10 protein-coding genes are annotated in these 8,746 nt (G+C 70.5%); 6 read left to right on the forward strand and 4 right to left on the reverse strand.

Going from position 1 to position 8,746, the window contains the following annotated elements:
- The 3 genes from ACFOGJ_RS08685 to ACFOGJ_RS08695 all read left to right on the forward strand — a co-directional run.
- Positions 1-434, forward strand: a 434-nt coding sequence (locus tag ACFOGJ_RS08685; RefSeq protein ID WP_449288583.1) for an MmyB family transcriptional regulator, incomplete at its 5' end; no start/stop codon positions are given.
- Positions 435-538: 104 nt separating this feature from the next.
- A complete protein-coding gene (locus ACFOGJ_RS08690; RefSeq protein WP_379899469.1) occupies positions 539-799 on the forward strand; it encodes a hypothetical protein in 261 nt (86 codons plus the stop codon).
- A gap of 125 nt (positions 800-924) precedes the next feature.
- Complete coding sequence (locus ACFOGJ_RS08695) at positions 925-2,337, forward strand: cytochrome P450 (RefSeq protein ID WP_379899470.1); 1,413 nt, start codon at positions 925-927, stop codon at positions 2,335-2,337.
- Between the two features lie 33 nt (positions 2,338-2,370).
- Here the strand turns inward: ACFOGJ_RS08695 and ACFOGJ_RS08700 are convergent, their stop codons facing one another.
- Positions 2,371-3,300 (reverse strand): NADP-dependent oxidoreductase, encoded by a 930-nt coding sequence (locus ACFOGJ_RS08700; protein ID WP_379899471.1) that lies wholly within the window; start codon positions 3,298-3,300, stop codon positions 2,371-2,373.
- A 137-nt stretch (positions 3,301-3,437) separates the two neighbouring features.
- Here ACFOGJ_RS08700 and ACFOGJ_RS08705 point away from each other — a divergent pair, with 137 nt between their 5' ends.
- Positions 3,438-3,974: a DUF6790 family protein gene (locus tag ACFOGJ_RS08705; RefSeq protein WP_379899472.1), complete on the forward strand. Its 537-nt coding sequence runs from the start codon at positions 3,438-3,440 to the stop codon at positions 3,972-3,974.
- Positions 3,975-4,008: 34 nt separating this feature from the next.
- Here the strand turns inward: ACFOGJ_RS08705 and ACFOGJ_RS08710 are convergent, their stop codons facing one another.
- A complete protein-coding gene (locus ACFOGJ_RS08710) occupies positions 4,009-4,434 on the reverse strand; it encodes a VOC family protein (protein WP_379899473.1) in 426 nt (141 codons plus the stop codon).
- Between the two features lie 66 nt (positions 4,435-4,500).
- Between ACFOGJ_RS08710 and ACFOGJ_RS08715 the strand changes: the two genes are divergently transcribed.
- Positions 4,501-5,100 (forward strand): TetR/AcrR family transcriptional regulator, encoded by a 600-nt coding sequence (locus tag ACFOGJ_RS08715; RefSeq protein WP_379899474.1) that lies wholly within the window; start codon positions 4,501-4,503, stop codon positions 5,098-5,100.
- Here ACFOGJ_RS08715 and ACFOGJ_RS08720 read toward each other — a convergent pair.
- Positions 5,088-7,337, reverse strand: a complete 2,250-nt coding sequence (locus tag ACFOGJ_RS08720; RefSeq protein ID WP_379899475.1) for a hypothetical protein — start codon at positions 7,335-7,337, stop codon at positions 5,088-5,090. The two genes, ACFOGJ_RS08715 and ACFOGJ_RS08720, sit on opposite strands and share 13 nt — an antisense overlap.
- A 173-nt stretch (positions 7,338-7,510) precedes the next feature.
- Here ACFOGJ_RS08720 and ACFOGJ_RS08725 point away from each other — a divergent pair, with 173 nt between their 5' ends.
- On the forward strand, positions 7,511-7,744 hold the full coding sequence (locus tag ACFOGJ_RS08725) for a hypothetical protein (protein ID WP_379899476.1): 234 nt from the start codon (positions 7,511-7,513) through the stop codon (positions 7,742-7,744).
- 222 nt (positions 7,745-7,966) lie between these two features.
- Here ACFOGJ_RS08725 and ACFOGJ_RS08730 read toward each other — a convergent pair whose 3' ends face one another.
- A complete protein-coding gene (locus ACFOGJ_RS08730) occupies positions 7,967-8,635 on the reverse strand; it encodes a DsbA family oxidoreductase (protein WP_379899477.1) in 669 nt (222 codons plus the stop codon).
- Positions 8,636-8,746: the final 111 nt, after the last annotated feature.

Below are 8,746 nucleotides of genomic sequence, written 5' to 3' on the forward strand. Positions count from 1 at the left end.
GCCTGCCCCAGCCGGCCTATGTCCTGGGGCGGCGCTGGGACGTGCTGGCATGGAACCGGGCGGCGGCCGACCTGCTGGGCTTCGGCCGCCTGGCGGAGGGGGACCGCAACGTCCTGGTGGCGATGCTGACCAACCCCAGGGTGCGCGACCTGTTCGGCGCGGCCTGGGCGGACGAGGCCCGGCGCATGGTCTCGGAGTTCCGGGCGACGCACGACCTCTGGGCCGGCGATCCGGCCTTCGTCGCACTGATCGCCCGGCTGCACGACGGCTGCCCCGAGTTCGGGGACTGGTGGCAGGCCCATGACATCCGGACGGGCACCGCCGGCCGCAAGCGCTTCCACCATCCGAAGCTGGGGCTGTGGCAGTTCGACCATACCTCGTTCCAGTCCAACGACGACCCGGCCCTGAAGCTGGTGATCTACACACCGGCCTGAGCCCCGCTTTCGCCGCATTGCGGGCCAATTCCCGCCCGCATCCGGGCGCAGAAGCTGCTGCCAGGGCAGCCCCGGCTGCCATGCACCCGAGCGGAACCGGAACGATGACCGAAGACACAATCCCGGATGACAGTTTTCCCGGCCTGCCGCACCGCCGCCGCCGGCGGCGCCTCGCGGTTTCGCCGCCATGCTTCTTCCTGCTGTGCAGCCTGGTCCTGCTGGCGATGTCCATCGCCTGGGTCGAAGGCACGCGGGCGGACAGCCACGACTGCGGCACGGCGGCCGTGGCGGCGGCGAGCCATTGCCCGGCGGCGGTGAGCCACGCGGCCCCTGTCCCCGAAGCTGCGGCGCAGCCGGCCCGGTAATGCCCGCGCCGCCGGCGACGCCCGCTCCGCGATCGCGGGAGGCGGCCGGACAGGAATGCACAATTGGGCTAGGATCACAGGCCTTGACCCGAACGTTTCGCCGAACCGCCACCGCAGGAGCCGCCATGGCCATCGCCGACCTGCAGGATGCCCAGCCGTCGACCCGGGAACTGCCGCCTCCCGACCTGTCGCACATCCCCGGGCCGGCCGCGCCGCCGCTGATCGGCCACACGGTGGCGATCGTGAAAGACGGCTACGCCTTCCATCGCACCGCGATCGCCCGCTATGGCGAGGTCTACCGATACCGCATGTTCGGCAACCAGGCGGTGGCTCTGAGCGGCCCGGACGCGCTGGAATTCGTGCTGATGGACCGGGACCGGATCTTCTCCAGCCAGCTGGGCTGGGACGTGATCCGGCGGCTGTTCTCCCGCGGGCTGATGCTGCGGGATTTCGACGACCATCGGCGGCACCGGCGCATCATGCAGGCCGCCTTCAAATCGCCGGCGATGGCGGACTACCTGGCCCGCATGAATGTGGAGCTGGACCGCCTGGTCGCCGCCTGGCCGGTCGACGCAAGCTTCCGCTTCTATCCGGCGGTGAAGGCCCTGACCCTGCGACTCGGCGGTGCGGTGTTCATGGGCTTCGACACCGGCAGCGGCTCCAACCGGGCGAGTGCGACGGCGGAGAATGCAGAGATCGACCGCATCAACACCGCCTTCATCGAAGAGGTGCGGGCGACCGTCGGCCTGGTGCGCAGCCCCCTTCCCTTCACCGCCATGCGCCGCGGGGTGCGCAGCCGCGCCTGGCTGAACGACCGGTTCGCCCGCCTGATCGCGGAGCGGCGTGCCCGCGTCGCCCAGGGCGGCGGCGGCGACGACTTCTTCACCCAGATGTGCCTGGCCACCGACGAGGATGGCAACCGCTGGAGCGACGACGAGATCGTCGACCATTTCAACTTCCTGCTGATGGCCGCCCACGACACCACCTCCACCGCGCTGGCGAAGATGGCCTGGGCGCTGGCCGCCCATCCGGAATGGCAGGCACGGCTGGCCGACGAGGTCGCCGCGCTGGACGGCGCCCCCCTGACCCTGGACAGCCTGAACCGGCTGGAACAGACGGAATGGGTGTTCAAGGAGGCCCTGCGCCTGATGCCGCCGGTCCCCTTCCTGCCGCGGCGCGCCATGCAGGCCTTCGACTGGGGCGGCTATCGCATTCCCGCAGGCACGCGGGTACAGGTCTCCCCCGGCCTGGTGATGGCCTCGCCCGAGCTCTACACCGACCCTGACCGGTTCGACCCGGAACGCTTTTCGCCCGACCGCGCCGAGGACCGCCGCCACCGCTTCGCCTGGGCGCCGTTTGGCGGCGGGGCGCATAAGTGCATCGGCATGAACTTCGCCACCATGCAGGTGAAAGCCTTCACCGTGGCATTGCTGTCGCGGCGCCGCCTGGCCCCGGCGGACGGATCGGCGACCGCCTGGCGGCGGCTGCCGATCCCGCAACCGGTCGGCGGCCTGCCGGTGACGCTGACCGTCGCCTGAGGCTGAACCGGCCCCGCCGGCGCGGGCGCTCCGTCAGGCCGCCTGTTCGACCACCAGCTTGCCGCGGACATGGTCCTGTTCGTGCCGGCGCTCGGCCTCCGGCGCATCGTCCAGCGGGAAGCGCGCCACCACTTCCGGCTGCACCCGGCCCTCGTCGATGAGCCGGCCGATCTCGGCCAGCTGGCGGCCGCTGGGTGTGGCCAGGAAGCCGATCGCGCGCACGCCGTGGAAGTCGGCCTTTTCCTCCGGCGGCAGGCCGAGGGTCGAGACCAGCCGGCCGCCGCGCCGCAGCACATGCCAGGACCGGTCCTGCACCTCGCCCGCCACCAGGTCGAAGACCAGATCCATGTCGTGGGCGACATCCTCGAACCGCTCCTTGCGATAGTCGATCGCGATATCGGCGCCGATCTTGCGCACGAAATCCATGTCGGCCGCCGACACGGTCGCCAGCACCCGGGCACCGGCATCGCGGGCGAACTGCACCGCGAAATGTCCGACCCCGCCGGCGCCGCCATGGATCAGCACCTGCTGGCCCTGGCGCAGGCCGCCGAGGTCGAACAGCCCCTGCCAGGCGGTCAGTGCGGCCAGCGGCACCGCCGCCGCCTGGGCATGATTCAGGCTGACCGGCTTCGGTGCCGCCTCCTCGGCCGCCACCAGCACATATTCCGCCAGGGCGCCCCGGTCGGTGCCGACCATCGCATAGACCTCCTGCCCTTCGCGGAAGCCGTCGACCTGCGCGCCGACAGACATCACCGTGCCGGACAGGTCGCGGCCCAGGGTGAGCGGCAGATCCGCCGCGCCGATCACGGGAAACCGGCCCGCACGGGTCTTGTAGTCCACCGGATTGACGCTGGCGGCACGCATCCGCACCAGCAGCTGGCCGGGCCCCGGTTCCGGCACCGGCAGGTCTTCCAGTGCCGCGACCTCAGGGCCGCCGAAGCGGTGGATGCGTAGGGCTTTCATGGTCTGCATGACATCCTCTCGACTGCTTACCCTCCGTCAGACCGCGCAACGCCCGCCGCCGGTTGCGGGTTCCGCCCCGCGTGACCCGCAGCCGTGATAGTCTGGCGGTATCCCAGTCTTCCCGGAGCGCGGCGCGCATGATCGAGTCCCTGATCTTCCTGGTCCTGAGCAACTTCACCCTGGTGATGCTGCTGCTGGGGCTGCTGTTCTCCCTCGTCGCGATCGCCATGCAGCCGGCGCCGCGCAGCGCCGCCATGGTCGTCGATGCGCTCGCCGCCTGGTTCTTCCTGTTCTCGATCGGCGTCAGCTACCTCTACAACTTCGTCATCCACGTCTTCTTCGGGGAAATGGCGGCGAAGTTCATCGGTTGGGCCGACAGCCCGTTCCAGCTGGAGGTCGGTTTCGCCTCGCTCGGCTTCGCGGCTTTGGGTTTCATCGCCTTCCGCGGCGCCTTCGCCTACCGGGTGGCGGCGGTGGTGGCCGTCACCTGCTTCCTGTGGGGGGCGGCCGGCGGCCATGTCTACCAGATGGTGGCGCACGACAATTACGCGCCGGGCAATGCCGGCGTGGTGTTCTTCACCGATATCGGCGTGCCGCTGATCGGCCTGGTGCTGCTGTGGCTGCTGTACCGGACCGGCCATGGGGCGCGGGTGCCGCAGGCACGCCCGGCATGAGCCGCCTGCGGGCCTGCGGCAACCGCGCAGGCCGCTAGGCCGGCCGCGCCGTGTCGTCATAGGCGGCGGCGAATTCCGCGCTCGGCGGGATCGGCGTGATGATGTCCAGCAGCACGCCGTTCGGATCCCGGGTGATGAAATGCCGCTGGCCGAACGGCTCGTCGCGCAGGGGCAGCAGGATCGGCAGCCCGGCCGCCTGCAGCCGCGCATGTTCCGCGTCGACATCCGCCACCTCGAAATTGATCAGCAGGCCCGCGGCGCGGCCCCTGCCCTCTTCCGGGATCGTCTCGTGGCTGCCGTCGAGCACCGCGATGTTGACCGACGGGTCCTCCGTCGATTGCAGATGGACGTACCAGTCGCTCTCGAAGGCCGGGCGAAAGCGGAAATGGGCCGTGTAGAAGGCGGCCGTCGCCTGTACCCGGTCGGTCATGATCACCGGGTAGAACTGCGTGCATCTCATGCCTTGTCTCCTCTGGCGGAAAAGATACAGTCTGTATGTAGGTTTATAAACATACAGGCTGCATGTATGCAAGAGGGCAAAACCGTACGCTCCAACCGGCAGCGCACCGCGGCGACCCGCGCGGCGCTGCTGACGGCGGCGCGATGGCTGTTCGCGGCAAATGGCTATGCGGAAACGGGCACGCCGGAAATCGTGGCCCAGGCGAAGGTGACCCGCGGCGCGCTCTACCATCACTTCAGGGACAAGGCCGACCTGTTCCACGCCGTGGTCGAAGCCGAAGCCGCCGCGGTGGCGGAGGCCATCGCGCAGCGCACCGCCGGGCTGGAGGATCCCCTGCAGGCGCTGCGGCATGGCGCGGATGCTTATTTCGACGCCATGGCGGTTCCCGGCCGGGCGCGCCTGCTGCTGCTGGAGGGACCGGTGGTACTGGGCATCGCACAGATGGAGCGGATCGACCGGGCGACGGGCGGCAGCACCCTGCTCGACGGACTGGCGATGGCGCGGGACCAGGGCCGGATCGGCGATCTGCCGCTGGAGGCCCTGGCCGGCCTGCTTTCAGCGGCGTTCGACCGGGCGGCGCTGGCCATCGCCCAGGGCGGCGACGCCGCTGCCTATCGCGAGGCGGTCCGGCTGCTGGTGGACGGCCTTGTCGGTCAGCGGGCCTGATCGCGGGCCTGAGTCCGCTCCGCCGCGCGCACCGATCCGCCATAGACCGACGGCGCCGCCGCCGTGCCGACGGGACCGCCGGGCCGCGGCGGGGTGGCGGTGTAGAGCGCCGGTGCCGGTTCGCCGCGCGCGTGCCGGGCCGCCGCCCCGGCCGGCGTCTCCAGCTCCGCCGCGCGCGCCATCGCCTTCTTCCGGTCGGCGGGCTGCGGGTCCAGGTCGTTGGGCACCGGCATGTCGGCGGCCGGGTAATAGGCCATCTTCTGCTTTGCCGGATCGAGGCGACGCGACGGGTCCAGGCGACGGCGGTTCACCCCCTTCACCGGCTCCACGCAGATGCCGTCGACCACCTCCAGGTCGAACCACCATTTCTTCGCCGGGTTCAGGTCGCCCTTGCCCAGCACATCGTCCAGACGCACCGCCAGCGGCACCAGCAGCGGTTTCAGGAAGGGCGCGTGGATGCCGCACCAGCTGGCGATGCGCTGCAGCAGCGGCCCGTCGGCGGTGACGATCTTGTTCAGCGGGCAGGTCTTCATGCAGCGGCCGCAGGCGGAGCCGCGGGCATTGGTCAGCCGGTAGCGGGCGCAGCGCTCGGCGTCCGGCTTCCACATCTCGTAGCCGTTGAACATCACCTTCGGCCCCCAGGGGATCGCGTCGCAGGGGCATTCGCGGGCGCATTTGTGGCAATTGCCGCAGAAATACTGCAGGCCGAAATCGATCGGCAGGTCGGGCTCCAGCGGCATGTCGGTGGTCATCACCACCGTCTTCAGCCGCGGCCCCATGAACGGGTTCAGCACCAGCTCGCCGATCCGCGACAGTTCCCCCAGCCCGGCCAGCAGCATCAGCGGGATGTGCAGCACGTCGCTGTCGACATTGGTCTGTGCGCGGGCGGGAAAACCCTCGGCCCGCAGGGTCTCCGCCATCACGCCGGCGATCTCCGCGCCGCGCAGATAGGCGCGCATCGACTGGGTGCCGGAGATCCAGTCGTCGCCGGAGGCACCCTCCATGGTGTCGAATTCCTGGTCGATCAGCATCACCACGGCATAGCGGTGCTTGACCGCCATCGGTTCGCCCTGCGCGTCGTGGGAGAACCAGGCATAGGCCGGCGCCTCGCAGATTCCCGCCACATCGGCGCCGAGGAAGTAGGCAAGGGATTTCAGGGCCCGGCTGTTCGCGGCCGGATCGCCGAAGCGCGCCGCATCGGAGCCGTCGGCCACCGGCCCGTCCTGCCGCGGCACCATCGCGCGCATCGACGGCAGCATGCCGGCGGTGTGCGGCTGCTTGAAGGCGAAGCGGTGCCGTTCCTTCTGCGCCTTCTCCCCCAGGTCGCCACGCAGTGCCCGGTCGAAGAAGGCCGCCCGCTTCGGCACCCGCGGCACCTCCTCGTCGAAAATCAGGGTGGTGGGACGCTCCACCCGCCGCACCGTCTCCATCGGATAGGCGCCCAGATGGGTCGCGCGCTTCTGCCGCCGACGGCGCTCGCGCCCCGAGGTCGCCCCGTTGATGCCCAGCCAGTAGGCCGGCCCCTTCGCCCGCAGCGCCGCCGGCGCCAGCGGTTCGTCCACCGCCAGGGCATAGTCGGTGGTCACCACCGCCAGGGAAAAGGCATCGACATAGGGATTGCGCAGGCGCCCGCTGTCCGGGTCGCGAACGGCCAGGCCAGCGAGCACAGCCAGCCGTTCCGCATCCACCGACCCGGCGCCCATGACATGCGGCTCCGCCGACCAGCCGAGCTGGGCGATATGGCCCGCCAGGCAGACGGCGATGCCGCCGATCCGGCAGTCCGCGCCTTCCTGCACCGCCGGCGCGACCCAATCGCGGGCGGGGTTCCCCGCCTCCGGCACCCGGCCATGGGCCAGCAGCAGGACCACGGCATGGTCGTGGCCCGCCGGCCGTTCGGCGCCGCTGCACCAGGCGCTGTCGGGGATCCGGCAGATGCCGACCTGCGAGGCGTTCATGAAGTAGGCATAGCCCTTCACGTCCACCATGCGGCGCTGCGGGTCGTCCGGCACCGGCGCCTTCGCCGCCGCGGGATCGCGTACCGCATTGGCCGCGAAGATCCCCAGATAGTCGCGCAGCGCCACCGCCAGCGGCCCTTCGGCCGCCCGGTCGTAGGCTGGCGCGACGACCGGCGGCCGGGCCGCCTCGACCGCCGCGAGGGCCGGATCCCGCGGCAACACCTCCAGCGGATAGGTCCCCAGGTGATAGGGGCGGCTGTCGGCCCTGGTGCTGAACCACATGCTGCGCATCCTCCCGTCTGGCGCCGCCGGCCGTCGAGCGGACGGGCGGCGCAGGCGGAAGCCTTGCACGCAACCGGCGCCGCGGACAATCGGACAGGTTAAAGCGGTCGCGGGCGCCGGGCCCGGGTAGTACCGTGCGAGACCAGGGTAGCCAGGGGCGGACGGCAACTATCATGGAGCAGGTCGAGCGGCGCCTGGCGGCAATCCTGATCGCCGACGTGGCCGGCTATACCCGCCAGATGCATGAAAACGAGGAACGCACCCTGGCCCGCCTGCAGGGCAACCGCAGCGAACCGATCGATCCGCGCATCGCCGCCCATCGCGGCCGCATCGTGAAGCCGATGGGCGACGGCGTGATGGCTCGATCGAACCGGACCTGCGCGAGGCCAGCCTCGCCCCGGGCCTGACGGAGATCACCGTACATCGACGTCACGGGTTCGGTCGGGCCGATCCTGCCCGCCGGGATCGCGGTCACCTGCGACGGCATCGGCATCCCGGGCCAGTTCGACAGCCTGGTGCTCCTGGCGGAGCGCAGCGACGGCCCGGCGCCGCGCCTGCATATCGGCTTGGTCGCGGTGATGGCGCAGACCTCCGCCCGGTCGCGGCAGGCCGACGGGCAGTCGACCCGGTCAGCCGGCCCCCTGCCCTGCGACCTGGCCGGTAAGCTGGCGCAGCATCGCCTCGTAGCGGTCGATGCCCTGCGCGCCGGTGGCCAGGTGCTGGCGGTCGAAGATCACCGCCGGCACGCCGCGCAGACCGCGGTCGGTCCAGAACGCCTCCTTCTGCCGGACCTGCTCGGCGAAGATGCCTGCCTCCAGGACCTGGCGGGCCTCCGCCGGGTCCAGACCGATGCCGTCCGCCAGCTCCGCCAGCACGTCGATGTCGGAAACGTCGCGGCGTTCGGTGAAGAAGGCGGCAAACAATGCCATCTTCATCTCGTGCGCGCGGCCCTTGGTCTCCGCCCAGTCGATCGCCTGGTGGGCCCGGAAGGTGTTCACCATCCGCATGTCGTCGGTATAGGCGAAGGTGAAGCCGAGTTCTGCGCCGATCGCGGTCAGCCGCTCCCGCGCCTTCGCGGAATCCGCATCCGAAGTGCCGTACTTCTCCGCCAGATGCTCCCGCAGGTTCTGCCCTTCCGGCGCCATGTTCGGGTTCAGCTCGAACGGGTGCCAGTGGATTTCCGCCGGGGTGCCGGTGCGCTCCAGCGCGGCGGCGAGCTGGCGCCAGCCGACGATGCACCAGGGACAGACGACATCGGAGACGATGTCGATGCGCAGCGGTGCGGCGGTCTCGGTCATGGCGGGTCTCCTTCCGGGGCTATGCGGAGCCTAGGACACCGACTCATAAGCGCGCAGCCAAATTCGGACAGCAGCGAGCTTGATGAGTGCGAGGTAGTTTTCCGGCATTTT

It is taken from the genome of Marinibaculum pumilum (genome assembly GCF_042646425.1).
Taxonomy (GTDB): Bacteria; Pseudomonadota; Alphaproteobacteria; order Ferrovibrionales; family Ferrovibrionaceae; genus Marinibaculum; species Marinibaculum pumilum.